Origin of the sequence: Parachitinimonas caeni, from assembly GCF_030129945.1 — a bacterium.
Classification (GTDB): Bacteria; Pseudomonadota; Gammaproteobacteria; order Burkholderiales; family Chitinimonadaceae; genus Parachitinimonas; species Parachitinimonas caeni.
Genome location: NZ_JARRAF010000006.1, coordinates 183,620 through 209,727, shown reverse-complemented (window position 1 = coordinate 209,727; position 26,108 = coordinate 183,620). Strand labels below are relative to the sequence as shown.

Genomic DNA, 26,108 nt, shown 5'->3' with positions numbered 1-26,108 from the left:
ATCAGCGATTATTCAGCGCCAGTTTTACGCCAAATCCAACCAGCGCAATGCCGGCCAGGCGAGTTGCCAATTTGCGGGCAAAAGGCCAAGCCGCCAATTGGCGGGCGACGAGATTCCCGATCAATACCAGTCCAGCCTGATAGACTAAGCTGATCAGCGTAACATGGGCAATCATCGCGGCCAGCGTGGTCGAAGAGGCATCAGGGCGCAGAAATAATGGAAAGAATGCGACAAAGAACAGTACCACTTTGGGATTGGTCAGACTCACGGCAAAAGCCTGCCGAAAGAAAACCCAGGCACTCTGCCTAGGTTTGCTATTTTGAGACGATGCATCAATCGGGGTGCGCAGTAACTGAATACCCATCCAGCACAAATACGCCGCACCAAACCATTGCAAGCCCTGAAACAGAATCGGGTACATTTTCATGACAGCAGCCAGTCCTAAAATAGCTGCAATCATGTATACGAAATCGCCAATCAGGGTGCCAATGACTGCCCCCATGCCAGCTCCGACACCATTACGGGCGGTTGCATTCAAAATAGCCAAAGTACCCGGACCTGGAATCAACTGGAAAATGACGATCGCCGCCACAAAGCTGGCGTAGTTCTGGATATCAAACATGGTCGTAAACTTCCTTTTTTATTTGATTGTTACATCGCTTGTAACAGGAATATGAACCTGTTTTGGGTAGCTTGACAAGTCGGCTGAAATCTTCAGGACGGCTATCACGTCCTTGCAATGCAATATCAAGCACTCAATTGTCGATCTTCAGCGTGAGTATTGTCAGCCAATTCCCATCCAAATTAGCAATTTCTGATCAAACAACCGACCCACACTGCGGCACTGAACACCTATCGGGAGGAAACGCAAGACGAAAGAAATGCCCGGCGGGATAAATTCGCGATTTGTGCTTATTTGAGTGGCTTACTGATTTCAGTATTGGGAAAAATAATCTAAAAAATCCAGTCCGATAGACAATCTCGCGCCCGACCGGGAATATTCCCAGTCGGGCTGAATAACCCGTATCGTGACATCAACCCCGTCGGAATGACTGCCAGGCGACCCAACCAAAGAACAGGCCGAACAGTAAATCCCCTGCGCCATATACCGTATAAAACATGCCGGTTAAAACCGATTCGGAATAGAGCCTGGGCAGGTCTGCGGCATGGTCTTTCAGCCAGACAATCCAGCTCAGGAAGTAGAGCAGTTTTTCAATGACAAACACACCAAGCAGCGCCGGTACCATCTGATAACAACGAGATACCGACAGATAGGCCGCTCCCCACAACAAGATGCAAATGAGCCCGAAAGTAGAAAAAATCGCCGGGCTTTGCGCGCTGAGATGGCTATTGGTAAATACCAGGGAAAAGGTTAAAACACCCAGGATATTGTAGGCACCCGCCAATAAAAAGCCGTTGCGTATAGGGGACGAAACGACAGGATTGTTTGCCCGCATGATGAATGTCTGTGTATTGAAAATGGGGTCATCAACAATACCAGCGACAACCCCATCTTTGTGATGTTTTATTGTTTCGTGTGGTTTTGAGTTTTTCCATTTAACAAATAGAATCAACAACTTGACAAAAACCACCCAAAACAAATCTCATTACCCGTCATTGCGCACGCACGACAAACTTACATTCCCAGTAGTTGCACATAGCGCTGATGCTTGACCAGATCGGCCAGCGGTCCACCCGGCGCATTGTTCACCCCATAGCCGATATACAACTCCAGACCTTTCATGGCGGCAAGATTCGTCGGATCGGGAAGGATGTCCAGCTGATAGCTGGCGGTGGTCTCGGTGCGATGGGCAAACTCGACCTCGCGCATGCTGTTGCTGTCGCGCCAACCCGTCGGGGTCAGATAAAAGTACACGCCATCGACTTTGGCCGCGACATACAACGTGGTTGCGGTATTGGCATGAACGGGTGCTACGGGCAGCCGGAAAGCCTTGATCACCGCCGTTTCCAGCTTGGGCAGGTCAAGCGCCTTGATCTCTGGCATCCACTCGGCACTGACGGTCTGATCCAGCTCGACGCCATCAATGGTTTGGCCGGGTGTACCGTCATAGCTGCCTGACCACGGACGCTTGGCAAGCCAGGCGTTATAGGCCTTGGCGTCCGCAACCACCATCTGCATTTCATACTGCCCCAGACCAAATGTTTGCGCTTGATCGGGCGCGTTGTATAGATGCAGATAGGTGTAGCGCGCCTTGTCGTTCGCTTTGGGTGTTGCTCCATCGCTCGGATAAATGAAGTGATTAAGCGCTCTGAAAATCTTCAGATCATTCGAGTAGACGTAATCGGCGCTGCGTTCGATACCATAATCGGTGCAATATGGCGTGCCAACTGGGCGCCGTACGGGGTTTGAGCAGAACGGGATGTTCTTGTCGGTTGCCCCCCACCACTGCTCACCAAAAAAGTAGGAGTTGGCACTCGATACCAGAATACTGACGCCAGGCGGCACCAAGGCAGCTTGGCGCAGGCCTGTTCCGGGTGCCAATACCTCCCAGCCCAGCGGTTTATGATTGGAGCCTGAGCGCGGATTGACCCAGGTGGAATACAGGATGTCACCATCCTTGGCGACGGGCTGGTAAAACCCGGCACTGATGGCCGGGTATACCGTCTGGATCACGTTATAAGCTTGGGAAACAGGGGGCAGCGCCAGCAAGCCAAGCGGCAGCAGACGGGAAATCAACGACATAGGGATAGCATCCTTGGGGTAGATGGCCGGGAAGGTGCGCGTAAAGCACATCTGCCATAACAAGCCAACTGATCAGTGAAGAAAAGGATGCGACCGACCCACCCGTGCCGAGTTCCTGGCTTGGACTCGCCGCGTAATTATTGCCAGCTTGCGCTTCCTGCCTCTTAGCGTTGCGCTGAAACCAGATAGGTGACGCTAGCGCCGCCCGTCCAGAAGCGCTTTTCAGCCAGCTGCTGCAAAATCATCTGACGTTGCGCCTCACGTTGTGCCAGGTATTCAGCGGTAAATCGTGCCTGTTCCGGGCAAGCTAGCGCGTGCAGATATTCTTCGGCTTCCTGTTCGATATAAGGTTGCTCGGCATCGCTCAACATTTGTTGCAACAGCGCCAGATTGGCCGTTTGCTCTGCGCCAGCGTAGGGTGGAATTAGCGGACTGGCCTTGTCGGATAGATAGCAACGCACCTCCACAAAGCCCACCTGCTGAAATAGCCAGGCCAACTTATCGCCAAGCGATATATCTCCGCGACCCGCAGCAATCTTGCCAAGCTGAAAACCCAGCTCCCAGCGAAAGTCATCGACGCGCTGTGCTAGTGACTGGGTGTCGGTTAGCGAGCTTTGCACCAAGGTGCCCGCCAGGTTATTGGGTTCCGCACAGATCAGCATGCCACCCGGCTTGAGCACCCTGCGCATTTCCTGCAGGACCGCCTACGGGTCTGCCACATGGATCAGCACCGTCTGGCAGGTCACGACCTCAAAGCTGGCATCGGGATAAGGTAAATGGGCGGCATCTCCCGCTTCGAACCGGACGCTGGCGCCAAGCGCCTCGAAGCGCTGATGGATGGCTGCGTCACCCATCGCCCATTTCGGATCGCGATCCAGCGCGGTCACCTCGGCATGAGGGGCCAGAAATGGTGTCAGCAGAAGGCTCCAGTGGCAGCGCCCACACCCGACATCCAGCAGGGTGCGATACCGGCTCAATCCCCAACGGCGAGCCATGAGTTCGAGAAAGTCGGCATTCCACCAGTAGTCGCGGTAGTCGCCGAAATATTGTTCAGAGTGGGCGCGAGCAGGCAGCTCGCCTTGAGGCAAAGTAGAAGTCGTCATGTCAGGTGTTTCCTTGGTAAAGCGCAGCAATACGCAATTGCCGAACGTCGCCTGTAGCAGGCCGTTCGCAATCAATGAAGCATTCAAAGCAGCTAAAACAAGGGGTTACACCGGAAACACTCCAATCAAGGGGAATAAAGCAGTACCTGAGCGTTGCACAGGTCAACAGAGCCTAGCAGCATCCCGATTCGCTAGTCGAGGGTTTTACGGTAACGCGACACCCCAATCACCATGACGATGGTGCAAAACAGCAGCAAAGGCCACAGATTGGACCACGCTTCAGTCAGGCCATTGCCTTTGAGCATGATGCCGCGTATCAGCCGCAGGAAGTGCGTTAGCGGCAGCACCTCCCCAATCGTCTGAGCCCAGCCCGGCATCCCCCGAAACGGGAACATGAATCCCGACAGCAGCATTGATGGCAGAAAGAAGAAAAAGGTCATCTGCATGGCCTGGGTCTGGTTGCGGGCCACGCTCGAAATGGTGATGCCAACAGTCAGATTGGCGGCAATGAACGCCAAAATGCACAGCATCAGCAGCGCCATGCTGCCAATGAAGGGCACTCCGAAGATAAAGCGCGCCAGCACCAGCACCACCGCTACCTGCACATAACCGATGATGACGTACGGCGATATCTTGCCAATCATCACTTCCAGCGGCCGGATTGGCGTTGCCAGCAGGTTCTCCATCGTCCCGCGCTCGACTTCGCGGGTAATACCCAGTGCCGTCATCATGATCATGGTCATGGTCAGAATCACCCCAAGCAGTCCGGGCACGATGTTGTATTGGGTCAGGCCATCCGGGTTGTAGCGGCGATGGGTACGCAGCTCGAACGGTGGGCCGCTGCCAGGGGCCAGATAGGCCAGCGGGCCGACCAGATCGTGCCGCAAGGCTGTATTGCCCAGCTCGGCCAACGCCCCCAAGGCATTGCCGGTGGCCGACGGGTCGGTCGCGTCGGCCTCCAGCAACAAAACCGGCCGATCGCCGCGAATCAGGGCTCTTGAGAAATCTGGAGGAATCGTCAGCGCAAACTGGGCCTCGCCACGCTCCAGCATCCGGTTAGCCTCTCGATCGGAGGCATCGCTACGCAGAATGTGAAAGTAGCCGGAATTCTCCATCGCACGGACCAGACTGCGGCTGAACGTACCGGCGTCATGCGCCACCACCACGGTTGGCAGGTGCTTGGGATCACCATTGATGGCGAAGCCGAACAAGGTGAGCTGGATCACCGGCAGACCGATCATCATGGCGAAGGTCAGTCGATCGCGGCGCAGCTGGATGAACTCTTTCAACATCACTGCCCAGAGGCGGCGTACATCGAATAGGGCGTTGAACATGGGCAAATCTGACCTGATCCAGAAAAGAATGGGTTGACGCGGAGTCCAACGAGGCTCTAACGAAAATTGTCGGCGCTCTGGCGCATCAGGTGGATGAAGACATCTTCCAGCGCCGGCAAACCGTTACTGAAGCGAAGGTCGGGGCATTGTTGATGTGGCGCCAGCGCTCCCTGCAGCGCCGGGGCATCGCGACCGCTGACATGCAGCGAATTTCCAAAACGCGTCACCAGCTCAACGGCCGGGTGCTGCTCCAGCTCGGCAGCCAGCTCGCCAGCCTTCGCGCCCTCTATCGTCCAGGTGTGCAAGCCCGAACGGGCAACCAGTTCAGCCGGTGTCCCGTTCGCCAATAATCGGCCATAGGCAATATAGCCCAGCCGATGGCAGCGCTCGGCCTCGTCCATGTAGTGGGTAGATACCAATACCGTGATCCCTTCTGCCGCCAGCTTGTGTATCTCATCCCAGAAATCCCGTCGCGCTTTCGGGTCCACTCCGGCAGTCGGTTCGTCGAGCAACAGCAGTCGCGGCTCGTGCAGCATGCAGGCAGCCAACGCCAGCCTTTGCTTCCAGCCGCCAGACAAACTGCCCGCCAACTGCTTCTGCCGCTCTACCAGGCCCAGTCGTTCCAACGCCGCATCAACCCGTTGCGTACGTCGATCCATCCCATAGATGCGGGCGACAAAATCCAGGTTTTCGCGGATACTCAGATCCTCATACAAGCCGAAGCGCTGCGTCATATAGCCGACTTCGCGCTTGATGGCAGCCGCCTGCTTGACAATATCCAGCCCTAGCGTGTGCCCTCGCCCACCATCCGGCGTCAGCAAGCCGCACATCATGCGGATCGACGTGGTCTTGCCGCTGCCGTTCGGGCCAAGAAAGCCGTAGATCTCACCTTTTGCCACCTTGATCGACAGCTGATCAACAACCACCTTGCTACCAAAGCGCTTGGTCAGCGCTTCCACGTCGATCACCGGCGCCGCAGTCATGGCATCGCCCCGGCGCGACGTACATCCAGCGGCAGACCGGGACGCAACCGCGCCGCATCAGCAGGCGCCGGCTGTGCTTCGACCAGATACACCAGCCGCGTCCGGTTGTCCTTGTTGTAGATGACTGGTGGCGTGAACTCGGCCTGATTGGCCAGATAGCTGACGGTCGCGGTAATGGGGGCCCCGCAGCTATCGCAGCCCAGCTGTACCTTGTCGCCCAGTTTGAGCGTTGGCCGTTCAGCCTCGGGCAGATAAAACCGGGCCTTGATTGCTGCGGGAGCCTGCAAAGACAAAACGGGCACGCCGGCTGGCACCCACTCGCCTGGCTTGAAGTAACTCTGCTCGACTCTGGCCGCCAGCGGTGCCAACACCGAGCGCTGATCCAGTCGCCATTTAGCCTGTGCAAGCGCCGCCCGCCCGGCATCGGTATCGGCACGAGCCGCCTGCCGCTCTGCCTCGCGCGCGGCGAGCTGCGCCACCTTCAGCTGCTGCGCAAGCTCGTTGACTTTCGCTGCATCACGATCACGTTGCGCCAGCAGGCCCTCAAGCGTTCCTGCACTCACAAAGCCTTGTTCGGCCAGCTTACGCTGACGGCGCAGAGCAGACTCGGAAGCCAGCAATGCCGCCTCCGCCTGCTTTTGCTGGGCGGTGATCACCGCCAGTTCTTCCGAGCGCCGACCGCTCTCCAGATTGGCCGCCTGAGCCTCGCCCCGACGCAAGCGGGCCCCTGCCTCGTCAAGCACGGCCTGCTCTGCTTCACGATCCAGTACAAATAGTAATTGCCCTAGCTTGACTTCAGCCCCCTTCTCCACCGATAGCTGCATCAGCCGCCCGGCAGCCGGCGCCGCCACCCGAACCGGGTCGATCTCGACATAACCAGACCATGCTGCGGGCGGCGAATCGTTGCAGCCTGCCAGTCCCAGCATAAGTCCCCACACCCCTCCAAAGCCCGCGTATCTCATTGCGCACCTAATTGATTTCACTGATCAAAGATCTCCCAATCCACTATGCAGCACCTTGCGCCAGAACAAACCGGGCACGCTTTCCATTTACACCATAGCCCACCGCTCGCCGGCCCCCCTCTCCGACCAAGCGGGTGGCAACGCGCCTTCTTGCCGCCAAGAGGTTTTGCCCAAGGTGCTCACACAAGCCATAACCCCGAAGAGATTAGACCATTCAGCCAGTAGTGTTTTGGTGTTTTCGCAACAATTTTTTACAACCTTGTAGGCACAATTAAATATTTGTTAACAAGTGTTACAAAACCTTGCAGTACAAGGCTCTGCAGAGTGTGAAAAGTGCCAGACGTTAGATCTTTTTCGGTCAGATGACGCAACAATTCTGCATATACAGTCGAACAGTTTTTTTAAATGTTTCAGAGCCGCTGATACAATGCGCAGCGTTGTCGGCGGACGACTCTTCTCCGAACGAATAGTTCCGCGACAACCTGCTTGCTGGCTTGTCTGACAATAATCATCTTAAAAAACAGGAGGGTTTTTAGGATGACCTTAAGCAAAGAGTGTCTGTCCAGCCTTCCAGCCTGCATGCAGTGAAAACACATCGTCATTGAACGAATGTGAATGAACCCATACCCAACTAACTTAGTTCAGAAAAATAGACGTCATGACCGGCAATAAACTCAGACTTAGCCTTTTGGCCCTTTCCGTTTCTTTTGCAATGCCTGCTTTCGCCGGAGTCGCTTCGACTGCCGACCAGCAAGCCATCAGCGAATACCTGCAGCGCCTGAACGCTGACACCAAGCGCACCATGGACGAGCTGCCACAGAAGAAGGCAGCTGCACCCTTCGCCGCCAAGACTGCCAACAAGTTCTCGCCACAAGCCATCCAGTCTGGCGCCTACATCGCCACCAAGGACGAAGTACGTAACCAGCTGATCAACGGCAAGCGCCGCATGGCCGGTGGTGTGGAAGTGTTCGCCGCATCCGCAGCCATCGCCGGTAACGACGATGCCGCCCGCCTGGTAGACAACGGTTCTGCAATGGTTCGCAACGTGTTCGACATGGACACCCAGAACCTGAAGAGCGCACGCCTGGAAGAGCAGCCTTGGTCCGACACCTACTGGCCGCTGTACAACGGTTCGGTTTCCAACCGTTACGCTGATTCCAGCGTCAACAACAGCAGCGACTGGAAAGCCCTGTGGACTGCCCACAACCAGACATCGCCTGTTGCTGGCTACATCAGCGGCGGCAAGACCGACTTCCTGTCCCCGGCAGAAAAGTATGACTTGCTGGTAGGCGACACCAGCTTTGGTCTGACCGCAGCAGGCTGGAACTCCGGTAAGGGTTACTACGACCGTAACGGCAAGGTAGAAGGCTGGATGGGTCTGTGCCATGGCTGGGCCCCTGCCGCTTACATGCTGCCACGCCCCAAGAACACCATCACGGTAACCAGCGCCAACGGCACCAAGGTCAAGCTGTTCCCGTCCGACATCAAGGCAATGGGCACCATGCTGTGGGCCAACTCTTCGCCTTCCAGCCGTTTCATCGGTGGTCGCTGTAACGCCAAGGATCCTGCCAAGGACACCAACGGCCGCATTCAGGATCAGAACTGCTTTGATAACAACCCAGGCACCTGGCACCAGGCTGTTGTCAACCAGATCGGTGTTTCCAAGCGCAGCTTCGTTCTGGATGCCACTTACGACTACGAAGTATGGAACCAGCCAGTATTGGGTTACAGCTACACCTACTTCAACCCGCAGACTGGCAAGGCATTCACCACCGCCAAAGAAGCGATGATTGCTCGTGCCAACTACACCAACGACAAGTTCGCCAAGTATCGCAGCGCCAATGGCGTGAACGTGGTCGGTGTACGCATGACCCTGAGCTACATCGTAGAAACCGAGCCAAGCCAGGCTTCTGTTGACAGCCCGTCACGCGACGCCATCACCAACGTTTCGTACATGTACGATCTGGAACTGGACGCCAACGGCAACATCATCGGCGGCGAGTGGTACACCAACCGTCACCCTGACTTCCTGTGGACACCTGCACCGACGACACGTGCTCAGTCGTACTACAACCCAGGTACACCTTGGAATGTGCTGACCAGCCCGATGCCTGCTGACTGGACCAACTACGCCGCTTACTCTTCACGTTACAACCAGCCAATGTCTGCTGTGGTTGAGCGCCTGTTCAATCTGTCCGCTGCTGACGACTGGAACACCGCCACCACTTACAAGACTGGTGCCCGCGTGAAGTTCAACGGCGCCCTGTACGCTGCAACCCGTGGCACCAAGGGTGAGACACCTAGCGCCGGTGGCGCATGGCGTGCACTGTAATCGTCAATATCCCTGACGATTCAGACACCCACCCACTGCCCGCCCCAACCGGGCAGTTCAAACAGGGTTAGTCGTAGTAAAGAAAAGGCCGTGCTTCTGCACGGCCTTTTTTCGTCGCAACGCCTCTACTCACCAATGGCCAGAGCGCCGACTTTTCTCCGCCACTAATCTATATATACCTATCTGATATACACCTACGCAGGCCCGTGAATGCGGTGCCTGGCGGTACACATCGTCCTTCCTCGCCGCCAATCCAGTCCTGTTCGGCTGGGCAAAGCTGATCACCACGCGGGCATCTACAATCAAGCTATGCCTGCGCCAAGAGGTATTCCTACGGCATACTGGCAGCCCTTTCTACCCAGCCACCGAGCCAATGCGCCCCATCCCCGCCCTTTTCCTGATCATGCTGACCGCCTTGGTCAGTCCGGCTGCGCATGCTTTTCCGACGCCAGATCTGGTCATCAACCTGTTTGGCAGTGTCGCGCAGCTGGTGGGCATGCTCACAGCCAGCCTGGGTGCCGCCTGGTGGGGCTGGCGTAAACCCAGCGTGGCGCACAGCAGCCGCTGGCAGCTGATGATGGCGATCTTGCTGACTCTGCTACTGTCATCGCTCGGCGCCAACCTCTATCAATATTGGCAACACGCCGATGCGCAGGCGCGGCGACTGCAAACCAATCTGCTGCGCCCACCCGCCAATGGCAACCACCCTATTCAGAAGCGACTGGCGCTTACCCCTTCCGAACTGCATGCCTGGCAACAACAGGGCAAACCGCTCAATCTGATTGACGTCCGCGAAACCGAAGAGGTCGAATTGGGCCGGCTGGCAGGTAGCCGGCACAGTCGCTATGCCGATCTGTTTGGCAGTCATCGCAGCTGGTTACGCAAAGACATGCCGAACATCCTGATCTGCGACTCCGGGTTACGTAGCGGCGAAATCTGCACCGAACTGGCGGCGCGGGGCCTACCGTGTCGCTATGTGCAGGGCGGTTATGGGCGATGGTTGGCGGAAAGCCGGCCGATGCAAGGGGGCGCCAGAGGCGCCGCTCCCCGCCTCGGTTTGCCTCGCTATCAAGGTGATAATCAGCTGCTTGATACTCCAGAGGTCGAAGCCATGGTACAGCAGCAGGAGGCACTGCTACTCGACGTCCGCGCACCCGCCGAATTTGCCCGGTTCCACCTCGCCGGCGCCATCAACCTGCCCGTGCGTGAACAGCCCAGCCGCGAGCTGGCCAATGCACTGGCTGCCCTGCCCAAACAGCCGTTGATTGCCGTGTGCTACGACAGCCGCAGCTGCTTTTACAGCAAGTTGATCGGACTCAAGCTGCGCCGGGCTGGGGCCGATTTTCGCGGCCGCTACACCGTGCCACAGGAATACCCGACCCCCAGCCGCCTGCGCGGTTCGCTGGTCTATGCCCACTTCGACCGGATTTGGGATCAAACCATCTCGATTCTCGGGACGCCAGCCCATGGCTTTCTGCAAGGCATCAGCCAACGTAGCGGGAGTCTGGCCTTCGCCGTCATTCTGCTGGCAGTGCTATTAAGGCTGCTGCTGATTCCTGCCAGCCTGATCGCCGAACGTGATCGCTGGCGCAGTCGCGCACTCGCTGCCCGTCTTGAACACTGGCGGGCGCAGGGTTGCAGCCCGGAACAACACGCGCGCCTGAGAAAACGCCTGCTGCAGCGCTCGCAGATCAAACCCTGGCGCAACCTGCTGCTGGGCCTAATGCAACTGCTTCTACTTGCCAGCTGCCTCGCCGCAGTCACCGATCTGGCTGAAGAATGGGGGAGTGCAGCGGGCTGGCTCACAGCCTGGAATGCGCCCGACCCCTATCATCTGCTGCCGTTGGCACTAACCTTGGCCTTACTCGCCTATCTGCCAGAGTTCATCACCTTCCCTGGTCGTTGGCGCTGGCCAGTGCTGGTAGGGCTGGCCGCTTTGCTGGGCTGGAGCAGTCGATCCCTGTCGGCTGCCATCCATCTTTACCTGCTGGCCTCGATTCTGTTCATGATCATCCAGCAGCATCTGGCCCACTGGCGCTGGGGGCCGGCCCACTGGCCAAGCCTGTTGCGACAGCGGCGGCCAGAGGGTTCCAGCGGACTGACCCGACTTCGTGAAGCGGGCCAGCTGGCCGATATCAGCCCCAAAGCCGCCCAGCTATCACGCCTGATGCAGGCCGGCCTGCCCGTACCCAAAGGCTGGGTCATCGCTTGCCAGGACTGGCGCCAACCCGCCAGACAATCCCACTTGCTGGATGCCCTGCAGACTACCTGCCGACGGCAGCACTTGCAGTCGTTGGCGGTGCGCAGTGCCGCAGGGAGTGAAGACCAGCAATCCAGCGCGCAGGCCGGCCGCTTCCTGAGCCGGCTGCACGTTGCCCCGGCAGCACTGCATGAGGCATTGGAAGCCGTCTGCGCCGCCCAATACCGTGAGGACGAGCCCTCCTACATTCTGGTGCAGGCAATGATCGACGCCGAATGGGCCGGCGTATTGTTCAGCGAACATCCTGACCACAGCGGCAGCCTGCTGATCGAAATGGCCCCTGGCGCGGGGTCGGTGGTCAGCGGCGCCGAACGGCCACTGGCATTTCAATTCGGGCGCAACAGCCTGCAGCCCCAGCACACCCAAACCCCGCCCATACCCTTGCGACCGCTGTTGCAGCTCGCCCGGCAAGTCGAACAGATTCTCGGAGGGCCGCAGGACATCGAGTGGGCTTATCGTGCAGGCCAGTTCTATTTGCTGCAGGCCAGGCCCATCAGCCGGCGGGTCGCAGACGGTGGATCACCCGTCAATCTGCGGGAGGCAGAACGCTCGCGGCTATTGCAGATCGGCGCCGATGCGTCCGTCGATCAGCCTTGGCTCAAGCTGGATGACCTGGCCGCCGAGCTACCACAGGCCAGCCCATGCAGTCTGTCCCTGCTGCAGCGACTACGCGCAGCCAATGGCGCAACAGACCGCGCCTGGAGCCGCCTTGGATTTGATTACCCGGCCCTGCCCGATGATCCGCCCGCCTGGCTGACCGCATTCGGCCAGACCCGGCAGAACCGGCCGGTTGCCGAAGCCCTGAGTCTGCGCGCCAGCTGGCTGGCGCAGCTGAACTTTGCCTTCAAGGCAGAACGACTGGCGCAACGCTTTGAGCAGGACTTTCTGCCCGCATTCCGCGATAACCAGCAGCTATACGCCATTCTTGATCTGCAACGGCTCGACCATGCTCAACTACTGCAATGCCTTGAGCGCTGGTGCCGCGAATTTGTAGAAGTGATCTATGTGGAAGCAGAAGTCATCAACCTTGCCGCCGGCCTCTCCAGCCAGACCGCCAGCCTGCTGCTGGAAAAAGCGGGGTTAGACCCATCCAACTGGTTGCGAAGCGCCTGCCCGACACCCGACGTGCGCGCCGCAGATCTTCTGCGGGCAGTGGGCCGTGGAGAAGCGACACTCGAAGAGTATCTGACCGAATTCGGTCACCGCGCCGGCCACGATTTCGAGTTGGCCGAACCCCGTTACCAAGAACAAGCCACGCGCTGGGCCGAATATGCAGGCCAATTGGCCCAGACCCCACAACGCCCGGCCTCGCCGCTGCCACCCTTGCCACCCGGCCGCCTGCTCGCCGCCGCAACGGCGCGGGCGCAACGCTTTCTGGCGTTAAAAGAAGAGGCCAAACACGAAACCTGCCGGGCACTGGCCAATCTGCGCCGGCTGCTGCTGACAATCGACAACCGCTCGCAGCTAGGCGGAAACCTCTTCCTGCTACCGCTCGAAGAAATCATCGCCCTTCCAGCCCAGATCGATCCCCCCGTCAAGACGCTCCTTGCGCGCCGGCAGGCCGAGCGGGCAGCCTATGCGACGGTCCACCTGCCTGCCAGCCTCAGCATTGCGGCACTAGAAACGCTTGATCTGGATGCGCGACCAAGCACCACACCGGATAAAGCACGAAGTACGCTTGTCGGCATCCGCGTTGCCGGCAAGGGTGCCGCCTGCGGCCAGGTACGTCAGCTCGATGACCCACTGGCCGTACCGCCGCTGCAGGCCAGCGACATACTGGTGCTTGCCAGCGCCGACCCGGCATGGATTCCCCTGTTCCCACAGGTGGCCGGCGTCATCTGCGAAACCGGCGGCAGGCTATGCCACGCCGCCATCATGGCGCGCGAATTCGGCCTGCCCGCCATCTTCTCGGCACACGGCGCACGCCAGCAATTACGCACTGGACAAACCGTCGTGCTACACGAGGATGGGCGGATAGAAACGCTGGCAGACGCACACCCCGATCAAGCCGGCTCCAGCAAGCCTTCCTGAACCAAGCGCCTGGACAAGATCAACTTGCTTTCCTGCTCCAGGCCGGGCAAATCAGCCGGGGTAAAACTCGGCTGGTTCTGCATGTAACCGATAGCCTCCTCAACCCCACGGGGCAGGACGACGACCTTGCCATCCACAGCCAGACGCAACGTTTCATCTTTCAGAAAGGTTTGATACAGACTGCCCGCCCTTATCTTGAGCGCGGACGTATGAGTAATCGGCTCGGCCTCCGTCAAGGCAAGCAAGCGTCCATCAAGCGGCGGGAAACGGCTGCGGATAAAGGAGCAATACACCTCATCCAGCGCCGCCCGAATATCCATCCCCTCCACGATGTCGTGCAGCAAGGCCCTGGCATCCTCGATTCGCTGCTCGTCCTGATACTCACGGAACAACGCCACCTTGCGCATCGCCACATTCGCCTTGACCGCCTTCTCGAAGGCCCTGGTGGCGACATCTCCCAGCGTCAGGCTGCGCATGCCAATCGTAATATGCAAGGAAGTCCCGTCACTGGTCGAAGCTGAATGAACAAATCCACGCGGCAGGAACAAGACATCCCCCGGTTCCAGCGTGATTTCTGCCAGCAAATTCGCCTTGCCTGTCCACGACGAATCAAATTTGTGCGCCTCATGCGGTAGCGCCATTGGACTATCGAAAACCTGCCAGGTTTTCTTGCCATGTACCTGCAAAATCAGGACATCGTGCGTATCCCAATGCTGTGCAAAGCCTTGAGACTGAGCCGGCGTCAGATAGATATTTGATCGAAATGGCACGTGTAGATCAGCCTCGCACTGATAAATCGCATGCGCCAACGGTGCATGGTGACGATTCAAATGCTCAAAGACCAAAGTCGAACCATTGGCAAACTCATTCAGCAATATCCCCCGATCTGCAGCACCATCTTTGGAGAAATCCTCGAAGTCACGAATCTTCCCCTGTTTGGCAATCCGAATGTCCGCCTTGCGGAAAAGACGAGTACCAATAAACTGGTCAATATCTGCCAGAGACAATAACGAATCAAAATATCCCGTTTTAGCACGCTTGATAAAAAATGCCCGCTTCTCCCAGTAATCCTTGAAGAAAGTTTCACTGTCTATCGGCGCAATCAAACTCTCGAATCCCTCGAATACAAAGCGATCCGAATCTTCAGCATGTAATATCTGCAGCAGGTTTTCCATTATTTGAACTCCTCGAATAAACCAACCAGATTATCCAGTGACGCAGGACGTAACGCAGGGTGAATAGCCAGGCAGTCATGTATTGACTGGGTAATCGGCATGGGGACATTCTCGCCGACGATACTCTCCAGTTTTCTGAAATGGCCTGCCTTGACCATTTTCATCAATTCCGAATAAGTCTCCCCTCGGAATGGAGGTTTTCCCGTCAACACAAAATACAGAATGACGCCTAATTGATAGATATCCGAAGCAAAGTCAGGCGTCGCTTCAGATGATTCATGCCAGTGATCGGTACACCGCTCGGGTGGCATGAAATGCGCAGCCCCCCCAATACGCGGAATATACGGGCTACCCGCAACAAATGAACTGTCAAAATCGATTGCCCGAATAAGCCCAGTCTGCTCACACATGAAGTTAGAAGTGTGCAAATCACCATGCACCACACCCGCAGAATGAATATCCCTCACAATGCGGCTAATCTGTCTGCACCAATTCAGACGATCTTGAATTGATGCGTCCGCCAATACACATTCCGTGAGATTACGACCATGGATATACTCCATGCTCAGCGTCATAAATGGCGACACCTGCCAATCGATTACCCGCACTACCTCAGGAATACCCTGAAGCCGCAGCATCACCGCCCGCTCATTTTCAAGCTGCTTTGAAATCCGCATGGTTTCAGAATAAGACTGCGGAGAGCGGATAGCTTTTATCACCCGATCACAACCTGAAGAATCCACTACCTGATACACGCCATCGAATTTCCGGTGTTTGAATGACGCCATCCATTGCCATCCCCAATACTGGCAAATCAGCTCTATTTCCGGAATTTGCGATTCCTCCGCACAAAATTCCAGCAGGGGAGTTTTAACAAGATTCTTTCCAAACTGCAGCACGTTGTCGCGAGAATACCCCTCGTCAGCCAATTGATCAGCGACCTCACTCAAACTACGAGGCAGAGCGAATTGTTGAAGAAAATAGTGAATCTGCGAATCAATAATATAGCGACTCGTCGCCTTCCCTCGTGTTACCGATGCTACAATCCGCTGCTTATCATCCCCATCAATTACAACCGATCCGGACAATCTCAGCGGTAGATTAAATATCCCACCATCAGAAACCTGCATCATGCCACCTCCAATACCGGGTTTTGAGGACAGGCCTCCCGAACGATCCGACCATTTTCCACTTCGAATACCCTGTTTATATACAATGCATCCAGTGCTTCATGGGTGGTGTAAATAATTATTTTCTCCGGTGCTATATCATTCAGCGTCGCAACAATTCTCGCCTTTGATGCCGCATCAATACCCCGGAATATTTCATCGAAAATAATAATATCGGCATCACTGACCAATGCGCGCAGTATTAGTAGCTTTCGCTTCTGCCCGGTTGAAAGGTTACTGCCTTGATCATGAATGACCGAATCAACATTATTCTGTGCCGGCGAAATAAAATCATCCGCCCCTACTAGTCTGGCGTATTTATATATATTCTTTCCGCCACGGGCCTTGTTAAAGGTTATATTGAATTGAATAGTATCATTGAAAATCTTGTCTTCCGCACGAATCAAATTGACTTTCGAATATCCATCCTCCAAAGACATAGGCAATCCGTCATCCGTATAGAACATCACCTTGCCAACAACTCCCTTACGTAACAAACCCGCGAGTAGTTTCAACAGTGTGGATTTACCCGAACCATTTGCTCCATTGATCAAAATGCGGTCACCTGCCCGCAATTCCAGCTGCGGAATATTCAAGCCAAAGTTCCGCCCGGGATAGGTATAGGAAATTCCATCCAGAACCACTCTGTGTACAGCAGGCACCTCATATTCCGCAGCAACCCGTCGATCCAATTCTGCAATATCAAAAAATCGATCAATTACCACGCCCTGCTCTTGCTGGTTCAGTTGCGTTTTTAAAATCGTACGCAAGCATTGAAATGATAGTTCACCCAGCGACACCAAAGAAAATATCTGACCAATTGAGATGTCACCCGATACAATATGCGATTTGGTCGTGACAAAGATCACCGACAAACCACCCAGGATAGCGATAAATCTTGGAATATATGAAAGCAGATGCGATGCCAGCATACTCTGTTGCTGTGTATTCAGAAAAGCATTCAGCTTGCCTTGCTGATCTTCCAGGAATCGTGCTTCGGAGCGATTCTTGGTAATGACATTATGACCCTCAATCAATTGAATCAGCGAGTTGACGAGAATCCCTTTTTGGGAAAATTTTCTGCTTTCGAGCGCTTTGATAATAGCTACCGACTTTTTAAGTAGAAAATAATAAAATACGGATACCAGCATGATAATAGCGGCCACTCTAAAATCAAGATAAGAGGCCATTAGAAAGCTGAACGACAACAGGACAAGGTTGAATATGTAGTCATTGATATAATTAGTGACCACTCCTTTTATACGCAGAATGTCATTAACACGTTGGGTTAACTCTCCACGCGTATACGAGGACAAAGATTCCGTGGAAGTCTGCATAATCGCACGATTGAAGCTACTGCTGAGCCAATGATCAAGCGACCGCGTCAGGCGTATTTCAATCAAACTACGCAATACGGTTTGAACCAGCTCAAATACCCGAAACAGCAGCAACGCGGCAACAAAAGCGTATAGGCTGGCCATTTCGCGCGTTGGAATCACTTCATCAATCAAGATCTGATTTGCATAGATTGCCAGCATGCCAACCAATGATGATAAGACCCCGACCACTAATAATTGCAGTGTTTGCTTGCGCAAATCCGACTGTCGAAATATTTCGCTCAATAACCGTTTGACTGGATCGACGGAGAGCGTATCAACTTTGGCAGTAAAGGTGCTGCCAGGAGTATATTTTAATACCACCGGGCTTTTCACCTTCAGCTGATCACCACTCAAGCGAAAGGTTTTGAAGCGGGAAGGGATAATCGAGTCATCCGGGCATTCAAACAACTCATGAATGAACTTGCGCGCCTCTTCTTTTTCTGTAAATTTAACCTGCGTCTGCAACCATTCAAAATATCGAATCTTGTTATATTGCGAGACAATCTCATCCCTGACCATTTCCTCGGATAGCTCGACCCGGTACTCTTCGCACACCCGTTTCAAATGAGATTCCATATAGGCATATGAAATGTCCGGGTTGGCGTTTGATGCAAGGCGCAGTAAATTTTTTTGCAGATAATCCAGGGGCTGGTATTCAAAACACCCTTTTTCAGGGTCCATAACCAGTACTTCTCCGCTGCGTACGCTGTGCAGCAGGACATAGTGGTTATAACGGCTTTTTTCTATGATTGCGATACATGGCAGCAATGATTCCAGTTTATCTGCGCTGATTTCTGTCAATTCCATAACACGATAAGCGCACTCCAAACCGCTTTTTTCCAGATATCGCTTGATATCCTCTAAAGAGCTCCCTTCTTCGTCCAATGCAATCGAATCTTTGATTTCATGCTTTGGTGTATTATTGCCTGTCAGGTTAAAAATGGTCTTGATAACTGCAATACCACAATCATTTCTTCCAAGCTGACGTTCAGCATAAACATTCAACCCTTCCGATCCGGCACGGAATAAATTAACTATTCTTTTCATTTTGATTCCAGGCGATTGCCGACAGCAGTTAATTCATGAAATTAAGTTTCTTCAGCATGTAATCAAGCAAGGTGATTTCACCCAGGATAATTTTGGCTCTGAAGTCATAGCCCATTTTTATATCCAGCCCCGGTGAGCGACTGATTTTAACCCTGGCAGTAAACACCGGGATTTTGGCTTCAACGGTATTAGGGATAATTTTGTCGCGACTGATGAAGGTTATTTCTCCAGGCACAATACCGTGTCGATAGTGATTCCAGGCAAATAATTCTATGTTGACTTTCTGGCCAAGGTGCGTCTCTTTATATTGCTCATCAGTCAAGACAACTTCAGCTTCAAGTGGCGCTCCTTCGTCATGTATTGCCAGTATCTCTTCGCCGGATTTCACCAGATTGGAATGGCGCATATTCGGTGAGAGATTGACGATATAGCCGCTTGCAGGAGATCGTATCGACATTTTCTCCAGATCCATTTGCAGCGTTTCCCGACGAATCTTCAGCTTCAGCAATTCAGATTCCACCTGCTGCAGCTGGCGTTCGCCATTACGCATCGAAAGCTTCAGATCTACATTCTCTTTGCGTAAATTAGCAACCTCAATGGCTGCTTTTCTGTCCGTTTCCTCAGGTAGATAGCTGTTATTTTGAATCTGCGCAGACAGATCGTTAATCTGGCGCAAGTTGGCATGGGCATTTGACAGAATTCTCAGCTTTTCCATCGTTGAAAAATCTGTGTCTTCCAGCCTGGGAATAAGCTGGGTTAGCAATTTGTTGGAAAGGCTTTTTATCTGTTCGGTTGAAAGCTTTTTTTCAGCATCGAACTGCATGGTTAGCGCGTTCTTCTTTTGGCCAATTACTCGTAGCCTTTCCTTCTCGGCGATAACCTTTTCGTTGAGGACAATTTTTTCCGTCATGAGCAAAGACTGATCACGCGAAAACTGCAGATCACGCTGCAGGCGTGCCATCTCTGTGTTGACTTGCGAGAATTCGGAGAGAATCTGGGTATTATCAAAATCCACCAGCAGATCACCTTTTCGTACATATTGATCTGCGGCGACATGGACTTTCTTGATGTGATACTGGCCATTCGAGAGAATACGTAGCGGCGGCGTGGAGGAGGATATCTTGCCTTTTACGTTATCCATATAATCCACAACCGGAATGGCTTTTAATAAAAGAAATAAAAATACCAGGAATACCGTAGCACTCAGCAGGATGAATTTCTCAATACTTTGCACTTCAGATAGCGCTTTGAACAATCGATTAGCCAAGCGGGACATGACACTTTATTCCATACAGACACAGAGAGTTCTTAATCTATAAAACATAGGATTATTTATTAAAATAAAGCATGCAAACACTTCATAGAAGTCAGCTCCCGGTCAATCCAAGAAATTGACCGGGAACTCTTATCCATCCAATTAATCAAACCAACTGGACAGAAAGCTCACTTAGTTGTGGATGCTTGATCCAGCAGTAATTGTCCAGATCTCGAAGCTTTCTTCTGTGTCATTACCGGCAGCTTTTTCAGTTACTTCAGTAACGATTTCCAGGTTGCGCAGATCCAGCTCTTTGTTTTCAACTTTTTGCATTTTAGTCTCCAAATAAAGTGGTTTATTTCCAGCCAAACTGAGCTGGCATGTAAATATTAACAAGCACTGTCACACAATCGCAATCAATTTTTAATTAACCGATACAAACGGGCAATATTTATTTTTATAATGATCATTATATTTATTTTCCCTTCACTTGAATTTAGGCGAATCTAAAAGGAAAATGTCATTTGAGTTTTCTATCTCGCAACAAAAAGTCACCCATACGGATTAGATCACTCATGACCAAACAGGCAGATTGCCCATCAATCCACCTCGTTTCGGTCACACCCAAAGCCTCTTGACGGCAGATTTGATTGAAGTTCTGGCAGGCAGAAGACGGAAGGTGAAGGACTTGCGAGAGGTTGATTGATCGTTATGCAAGTGCATCACGCAGAAACCCACTATTCGGTGACCCTTGCAGGCGACCAAGGTGAGTGAAGACAGTTCGCTGGACTCAGGGCACCAAGCCCTTACGTGAAAGGGTGGTATCAGACTCTCGCCTGCAGTGTGTGGTGTAAAGTCACCCGCACCCGTTCTCTCCGCTTCGCATCAGATTGCAGCGGGTATGGCTTGTTGGAGAGGTCGGTGCTGGATGGTCAAGGAAGACCTTTGGCTTGACCCTGGCAGGCTTCAAACGTCCAGATGGCGTGTTGGCTGTTCACGATCAGCTGACTGTCCCAACCCTTACAGCCCCAGAACTGCTCGTCATACCAGGTCATGTAGGCACGGGCGGCGTTCTGAAGCAGCTTGGTCAGCCTATCTTTTTCCTGATCAGGCACCGGCTCGGTAGTGATGACGCGATGCAATTGCCAAGCCGAGGCCCCCGGCCCCGCGTGGCCGCTGGTATGGCAATGCAGTCGGTATGACCCGACACACAGCAACAGTTCGTAGAAGGCAATGCCATGAGCAAAGCTTTCTTTGGCAAGCAGGTACAGTACCGCGTCGGCTTGTAGATCAAGCCACCGCGCGTAGCGCTCGCCGTGTTCTGTGATCAGCGGTTCAGCATAAGCATGCGCTGCCAGGTAACGCTCCACCTTACTTGGCACTGATTCATGGAAAAACATGGTGTTGGCTCGGGTTGTGGGCTAGGGGCTATGGATTTGTCGTTCAGGCTGTCGCTTGCCGGCCTCGACATTCGTAATCACATTTTCAACGCCTGCTTACCATAGCCGGTCAGCTCCAGATAACCGCGCCCTACTTCTTTGCCCTGCTGTATGGCGCGCACGGCGCCTTCCCAGTAGAGGGCGCCGGTTGTGGGGCGGGCGTCGAATTCCTGATCCTGCAGCAAGGGTTGCAATAGCCAGCGTTCCGGGCTGGGGCTGCTGACTTCCAGCGCCATCGATACCGGATAGGGCGTTCCGGTGCGAGAGGAGGTCCAGCTTTGCTGGGGGGTCAGGCGGATGGCCTCGGGCGCCAGCGCCACGCTACGCCCATCCGGCCAGCGCCGGCTTCCACCGGCCCAGCGTGTGGCGCCGGCAGCATCCCGCAGTCGGAAAAGCGTCAAGGCGCCGCCATCGTCAAGATTGATGCCTGCCCAGTCCCAGCCGACCGTGCCGCCGGCCAGCACTTCGCTCGACCATTCATGGTCAAGCCAGGCTTCCCCGGTGACGGTTTCGGTCTTGCCCTGATAACGCAACTGGCCACTGAGTTTGAGATGGGGTTCGCTGTAGTAATAGCTGGCCTGCCCTGGGGCACGCCCCTTGCGGCTGAAACCCGCTTCGCCTTGCAGCAAAAGGGGCTGGCTGGGCGCCAAGGTGAACTGGTATTCAAATGAAGGGCTAACGATGCGCGTCTGGTAACGGCCATCCGGTTGGCGAAACAGCTGCCAGTCGTCGATGCTGACCTGGGTATTTCCCTCTGCCGCCTCGGCCAGCCCAAGGCCGGCACGGGCTATTTTCTGCTCGTGTAGAAACCGGCCACTTCGGCCATCGCTCAAGGCCGCGTGGCCGAATATCAGCTGGCGTGGCGCAAAGGCACTGGGGTTGTCGCCGGCCAGACCGGTCGCCGAGCGAAAGAAAGTCACTTGAAAACCGGCCGGCTTGCCGTCTGGCAGTTTGAGCCAGCCGGTCAGATACCACCATTCGGTTTTGAAAGCCGGGTGCGCGCCAAAGTCACGCGGAAACTGCAAAGCCACCCCCGGCACCACGGGCGCAAACTCTGCGGCGACAGCCTTGGTCAACCCGAAGACTCCCAGCACGATCAACCCTAGCCACACTCGCATTACCAGTCCTCCTTTACGGCGCGGATCGCACCGACGGCAAGCGCCCGCCGGCCTGCCCACACGGCAGTCAGCGCCGACAGGCCCACCAGCACTGCCGAAATGGTCAGCAGCATGGTCCACGGAATGCTGGTCTGCATGCTCCAGTGGAATGACTGCGGATTGATAACCCGGATCAGAATCTGGCTGATCAACCATCCCAACACCAAACCCGCAACAACCCCCAGGCTCGCCAGCAAGGCGCCTTCTAATGCCAGCAGCTGGTCGATGTCGCGCTGCCGATAGCCAATATGTCGCAGCATGCCGAATTCGCGCAGCCGCGCCAGCGCCTGCCCGCCAAAACTGACGCCGATTCCCAGCAAGCCCACCAGCACCGCCACCGCTTCAAGCAGATAGGTCACGGCGAAGCTGCGGTCGAATATTGTCAGGCTGATCTGGCGGATGGTGCCGCGCTCGGCAAATTCCAGGCGATCACCCCGTGGCAGCTGCCGCCGCAAAGCGGCTTCCAGCATCGTCGCGCTCACGCTTGGCGCTGGCCACAAAGCCGCATCGTTGGCATTCAGATCACCGGTCAGCCGTTGGTAATCCTTGAGGGTCAGTACCACCGACCCTTGCTGCCGCACATAGTCGCGCCAGACCCCTGCAACGGTGACTGGCACCTGGCGTCCTGCCAGCGGCAATGCCAGGGTCTGGCCAGGGCGGATGCCGTAAAGATCGACAATCGCCTCACTGACCCAGACCGGTGTTGCCCCGGATGACAGGGGCGTAATGGCATCAACCAGTGGCAGATGCCTGTCTGCCGCTGTAACGTCGAAGGAACGGGCAACCAGCGCCACGGCAGGGCGTTGCGCATCCAGGCTGATCCACTGCAAACGCGAGAACTCGACGCGCGTCAGCCCCGGTGTCGCACGGATCAGTGCTTGATCAGCCGCCGACAGGAAAGCCGTCTCGCCATTGCTGGCGGTACGTAGATACAAATCAGCCGGCAGAAGATGGTCGAGCCAGTCGATAACCGATACGCGAAAACTCGCCACCATGATCGCCATCGCCACCATCAGGCTGAAGCTGCTGAGTATCCCGGCCAGCCCGACGCCCGCGTAACCGGGTGCTTCCTTCAGCTGGGTCAAAGCAAGGCCGGCAATCGGGCTTTGGCGCCAGCTTTGGGGAATCAGCCCCAGCAGCTGCCCGGCCAGCCAGGGCATCAGCCACAGGGCGCCTACCAGCACGCAGGCAATGGCGGCGTAACCGGGAATGGGCAATTCGCCGATCGGGCCGCATTGCAACAGCAGGGCCGCCAATCCGAACAGGATTACCCCTGGCCAGAATCTGCGGGCCTTTTCGAGCACACTTTCTTCATCGCCCGCCTTGAGCGCACGGGCAGGTCTTGCTTTGGCAGCTTCCAGAGTCGGAAACAGACTCCCCGCCAGCGTGGCCAGCAATCCCAATCCAAAAAACCCCAGCATGGCAACGGGCTCGACCTGCAAGCTGGGGCTGACACCGTTGAAGAAGCCCCCGCCAAGATCCCCGCCCATGAGCTGCAATGCGACACTGGCCAGCCCCAGCCCCGCCGCAATCCCCAGCGCCGAGCCCAGACCACCAAGCAGGATAGCTTCAAGCAGCACCAGCCTGACCAGCTCGTCGCGGCGTAATCCCAGCACGCGCAACAAGGCCAGCTGGCTACGCCGGCGCAGCAGACTGAGGATCTGGGTCGAGAACACCAGAAAACTGCCAGTAAACAAGGCCACAAGGCCCAGCACCGTCAAATTCACACGATAGGCCCGCGACATATCGGCGCTACGTTGCTCGGCCAGCTCGGGAGTTTCAAAGCGTGCGCCTGCCGGTATTCTGGCCTGCCAGCGTTGCTGCAGCGCCCGCGCCTCCGCCCCCGCTTTCAGCTTGATGTCGATGCGACTGAGCTCCCCAGGCCGATGCAGCCGCCATTGTGCCGCCGCGATGTCGATGACGCCCAGGCGCTGGCCAGCACCAGCCGCTGGCAGATGCCCCGCAACCCGCCAGCGCACATCCTGCAGGCCGATCTGCACAGTCATGAAGTCCCCCACCTTCACACCCAGCCATTGGCGGGCTGCGGGAGACAGAAAAATCGCGTCCTGCTCAAGCAAAGCCAGTCCGGAAGGTTGCGTACCCGTCTCGACAACGGCCTCGGGCTGCCCGATCAGGCGTGGCGACACCTGGCCGGCTTTCAGCGCATCCACCCCCAGCAGATGCAAAGGTTGGCGCTGCCCAGGCAGGCTGGCCATGACTTCCAGCATCGGGCTGGCCACTGCCACCGCCGGATCGCGCGCCAGCCCGGCATACAGGGCGTCAGGCAATTTGCCACGCAAGCTGAGATCTGCCGCGCCGCTGATGGCGCTGGTGGCGCGACTGAACTCACTGACTGCCGAATGGTTGATGAGATGAATGGCGTAGCCGAGCGCTACGCCGATCAGAATCGCCAGCAGGCAGGACAAGCTGCGGCCGGGTTGTGCCCGCAGTGCTGCCCATGCCAGCTGTGGCAGCAGCCCCCGGCTCAGAGGGGGAACACTCATGGCGCCACCGCAATCAGGCCATCGGGTGTGAGCTTCAATACCCGGTCGGCCGTTGCCGCCGCCAGCATCGAGTGGGTCACCAGAATGCCCGCTGCACCGGTCGCCCGCAGGCGGGACTTCAACAGATCAAGAATGGTCCTGGCCGTTTCCGGGTCGAGATTGCCCGTCGGCTCGTCCGCCAACAGCAGGTCGGGCTGATGGATGAGCGCACGGGCGATCGACACCCGTTGCATTTCGCCACCCGACAGCTCACGCGGCTTGCGCTGTGCTTTCTCTGCCAGGCCGACTGCCACCAGCATCGCGTCGATGCCGTCATCCGGCAGGCCATTGAGCGCCAGCGGCAGGCGCACGTTCTGCCAGACCGACAGCTGGGGCAGCACATGAAATGCCTGAAACACAAAGCCGATATGCCGGCGCCGCAATAAGGTGGCCTCGTTGTCATTCAGTGCCGACAGCAGCTGGCCTTTCACCCTCACCTCGCCGCTATCGGGCTGGTCCAGCCCGGCCAGCAGATTCAGCAGCGTAGACTTGCCGACGCCGGATTCACCGATCACGGCAACGTACTCGCCTGGCGCCACGGCCAGGTCCAGACCGCGTAAAACCTGTTGCGAGCGCGCTCCGTGATAGCTCTTGATAACCTGCTGCATCTGCAAGACGGGCTGTTGGGACATGGTGTCGGGGTGATTCCTGTCAGTGAGGTTGGCGCCCTGGTGTTTGATATTCCGGGCATTGGCGGCCGTCAGGTTCCGGTTGCCTATCGTCGATCACGGTGAGAGCATTGGGCAGATTCCTTCAGGCTTTGTTGGCCCCACTGTCCGGCCAGAAATCCCGGCCCGCAGTTTCCGGCCAGAAATTTCCAATCGGTAGCACAGCGCCACAGTGCCTGACCCGCAACATCCATCGTCACGCCGTTAAATGCTCAATGTCTCTGTAGATCGGGTCTTCGAAGCCCTTGCCTCCACACCGCGCCGCAAGATTCTGGCTTACCTTTCGGAAGCCGAACTTACCGCTGGCGAAATCGCCTCGCGCTTTGAAATGTCGAAGCCGGCACTTTCCAAGCATCTGCGGATTCTTGAAACCGCCGGTTTGATTGAAAGCAGCAAGCGCGGCCAGTATGTCTGGTACAGGCTGGTGCCCAATAACCTCGTCAACACCTTGCATGGCTTCGCCAGCAGTATCTGCCCGGTTGCAGCCCCCCTCAAGCGTGAGGGCCGCGAGCAGCAGGATCAGCGCTCAACCAACCCGGCAGCCGACGACCCTGGCGCCTGAGCCCG

The 26,108-nt window shown here is 55.8% G+C and carries 20 protein-coding genes; 3 read left to right on the top strand and 17 right to left on the bottom strand.

Annotated features, from left to right (window positions below; all coding sequences use genetic code 11):
• Window position 1: 1 nt before the first annotated feature.
• The 8 genes from PZA18_RS07575 to PZA18_RS07540 all read right to left on the bottom strand — a co-directional run bounded on the left by PZA18_RS07575 (window position 2) and on the right by PZA18_RS07540 (window position 7,050).
• Window positions 2-622, bottom strand: coding sequence for a LysE family translocator (locus PZA18_RS07575; RefSeq protein ID WP_284100213.1), 621 nt, complete (start codon window positions 620-622; stop codon window positions 2-4).
• A gap of 412 nt (window positions 623-1,034) precedes the next feature.
• Window positions 1,035-1,592 (bottom strand): hypothetical protein, encoded by a 558-nt coding sequence (locus PZA18_RS07570; RefSeq protein ID WP_284100212.1) that lies wholly within the window; start codon window positions 1,590-1,592, stop codon window positions 1,035-1,037.
• A gap of 44 nt (window positions 1,593-1,636) precedes the next feature.
• Window positions 1,637-2,704, bottom strand: a complete 1,068-nt coding sequence (locus PZA18_RS07565; protein WP_284100211.1) for a hypothetical protein — start codon at window positions 2,702-2,704, stop codon at window positions 1,637-1,639.
• 164 nt (window positions 2,705-2,868) lie between these two features.
• Window positions 2,869-3,393 (bottom strand): hypothetical protein, encoded by a 525-nt coding sequence (locus PZA18_RS07560; RefSeq protein ID WP_284100210.1) that lies wholly within the window; start codon window positions 3,391-3,393, stop codon window positions 2,869-2,871.
• A 15-nt stretch (window positions 3,394-3,408) separates the two neighbouring features.
• Window positions 3,409-3,807 carry a class I SAM-dependent methyltransferase gene (locus PZA18_RS07555; RefSeq protein WP_284100209.1) on the bottom strand — a complete coding sequence of 133 codons (399 nt, stop codon included), beginning with the start codon at window positions 3,805-3,807 and terminating at the stop codon, window positions 3,409-3,411.
• Window positions 3,808-3,998: 191 nt separating this feature from the next.
• Complete coding sequence (locus PZA18_RS07550) at window positions 3,999-5,141, bottom strand: ABC transporter permease (protein ID WP_284100208.1); 1,143 nt, start codon at window positions 5,139-5,141, stop codon at window positions 3,999-4,001.
• 56 nt (window positions 5,142-5,197) lie between these two features.
• The gene (locus PZA18_RS07545; protein WP_284100207.1) at window positions 5,198-6,124 is read right to left on the bottom strand and encodes an ABC transporter ATP-binding protein; all 927 of its coding nucleotides are present in this window, start codon (window positions 6,122-6,124) and stop codon (window positions 5,198-5,200) included.
• Window positions 6,121-7,050, bottom strand: coding sequence for an HlyD family secretion protein (locus PZA18_RS07540; protein WP_284100206.1), 930 nt, complete (start codon window positions 7,048-7,050; stop codon window positions 6,121-6,123). The genes PZA18_RS07545 and PZA18_RS07540 overlap by 4 nt, the downstream gene beginning before the upstream one ends.
• Window positions 7,051-7,798: 748 nt before the next feature.
• On the opposite strand from PZA18_RS07540, the gene PZA18_RS07535 reads away from it, so the two are divergent.
• Together PZA18_RS07535 and PZA18_RS07530 are read left to right on the top strand one after the other, a co-directional pair.
• A complete protein-coding gene (locus PZA18_RS07535; protein WP_284100205.1) occupies window positions 7,799-9,418 on the top strand; it encodes a hypothetical protein in 1,620 nt (539 codons plus the stop codon).
• Between the two features lie 373 nt (window positions 9,419-9,791).
• Window positions 9,792-13,709, top strand: a complete 3,918-nt coding sequence (locus PZA18_RS07530) for a PEP/pyruvate-binding domain-containing protein (protein WP_284100203.1) — start codon at window positions 9,792-9,794, stop codon at window positions 13,707-13,709.
• On the opposite strand, the gene PZA18_RS07525 is transcribed toward PZA18_RS07530, so the two are convergent.
• The 9 genes from PZA18_RS07525 to PZA18_RS07485 all read right to left on the bottom strand — a co-directional run bounded on the left by PZA18_RS07525 (window position 13,682) and on the right by PZA18_RS07485 (window position 25,505).
• Window positions 13,682-14,884, bottom strand: a complete 1,203-nt coding sequence (locus PZA18_RS07525) for a cupin domain-containing protein (protein ID WP_284100202.1) — start codon at window positions 14,882-14,884, stop codon at window positions 13,682-13,684. The genes PZA18_RS07530 and PZA18_RS07525 overlap by 28 nt on opposite strands.
• The gene (locus PZA18_RS07520; RefSeq protein WP_284100201.1) at window positions 14,884-16,017 is read right to left on the bottom strand and encodes a serine/threonine protein kinase; all 1,134 of its coding nucleotides are present in this window, start codon (window positions 16,015-16,017) and stop codon (window positions 14,884-14,886) included. Before PZA18_RS07520 ends, PZA18_RS07525 begins: the two co-directional genes overlap by 1 nt.
• Window positions 16,014-18,479, bottom strand: a complete 2,466-nt coding sequence (locus tag PZA18_RS07515; protein WP_284100200.1) for a cysteine peptidase family C39 domain-containing protein — start codon at window positions 18,477-18,479, stop codon at window positions 16,014-16,016. Before PZA18_RS07515 ends, PZA18_RS07520 begins: the two co-directional genes overlap by 4 nt.
• 28 nt (window positions 18,480-18,507) lie before the next feature.
• Window positions 18,508-19,755: an HlyD family efflux transporter periplasmic adaptor subunit gene (locus PZA18_RS07510; protein ID WP_284100199.1), complete on the bottom strand. Its 1,248-nt coding sequence runs from the start codon at window positions 19,753-19,755 to the stop codon at window positions 18,508-18,510.
• A gap of 171 nt (window positions 19,756-19,926) precedes the next feature.
• Window positions 19,927-20,067 carry a hypothetical protein gene (locus tag PZA18_RS07505; protein ID WP_284100198.1) on the bottom strand — a complete coding sequence of 47 codons (141 nt, stop codon included), beginning with the start codon at window positions 20,065-20,067 and terminating at the stop codon, window positions 19,927-19,929.
• Between the two features lie 599 nt (window positions 20,068-20,666).
• The gene (locus PZA18_RS07500) at window positions 20,667-21,134 is read right to left on the bottom strand and encodes a hypothetical protein (protein ID WP_284100197.1); all 468 of its coding nucleotides are present in this window, start codon (window positions 21,132-21,134) and stop codon (window positions 20,667-20,669) included.
• A 77-nt stretch (window positions 21,135-21,211) separates the two neighbouring features.
• Complete coding sequence (locus PZA18_RS07495; protein ID WP_284100196.1) at window positions 21,212-22,291, bottom strand: lipocalin-like domain-containing protein; 1,080 nt, start codon at window positions 22,289-22,291, stop codon at window positions 21,212-21,214.
• On the bottom strand, window positions 22,291-24,834 hold the full coding sequence (locus PZA18_RS07490; protein WP_284100195.1) for an ABC transporter permease: 2,544 nt from the start codon (window positions 24,832-24,834) through the stop codon (window positions 22,291-22,293). The genes PZA18_RS07495 and PZA18_RS07490 overlap by 1 nt, the downstream gene beginning before the upstream one ends.
• Complete coding sequence (locus tag PZA18_RS07485; RefSeq protein WP_284100194.1) at window positions 24,831-25,505, bottom strand: ABC transporter ATP-binding protein; 675 nt, start codon at window positions 25,503-25,505, stop codon at window positions 24,831-24,833. Before PZA18_RS07485 ends, PZA18_RS07490 begins: the two co-directional genes overlap by 4 nt.
• A 244-nt stretch (window positions 25,506-25,749) precedes the next feature.
• Here PZA18_RS07485 and PZA18_RS07480 point away from each other — a divergent pair, with 244 nt between their 5' ends.
• Window positions 25,750-26,103 carry a metalloregulator ArsR/SmtB family transcription factor gene (locus PZA18_RS07480; protein WP_284100193.1) on the top strand — a complete coding sequence of 118 codons (354 nt, stop codon included), beginning with the start codon at window positions 25,750-25,752 and terminating at the stop codon, window positions 26,101-26,103.
• Window positions 26,104-26,108: the final 5 nt, after the last annotated feature.